The 260-nt window shown below is 65.4% G+C and carries 1 pseudogene; it reads left to right on the forward strand.

Annotation, left to right across the window (positions count from 1 at the left end):
• Window positions 1-260: pseudogene (locus R0J88_RS21190) on the forward strand (YjiH family protein); the annotation flags it as partial.

Below are 260 nucleotides of genomic sequence, written 5' to 3' on the forward strand. Positions count from 1 at the left end.
CTCACCGGCTTCGTCAAGCTAGCCAAGCCGGCCTGGGCACGTCAGGGCGCGGCGCACGAGCTGTTCGACGTCTCTCCTGTGTGGTTCGCCATGCGCGCCCTCGGCGCCATCTTCGCGCTGATGACCTATTTCCAGTGGGGGCCGACCCAGGTCACCGCGGCCTTCACCGGCGGCGTGATGCTCAATGATCTCGCGCCGGTACTGCTGACCTTCTTCTTCTTCGCGGCCATTCTGCTGCCGCTGCTGGTCGACTTCGGCTT

Source organism: Pseudoalteromonas sp. SIMBA_162 (assembly GCF_046535955.1).
Taxonomy (GTDB): Bacteria; Pseudomonadota; Gammaproteobacteria; order Enterobacterales; family Alteromonadaceae; genus Pseudoalteromonas; species Pseudoalteromonas marina.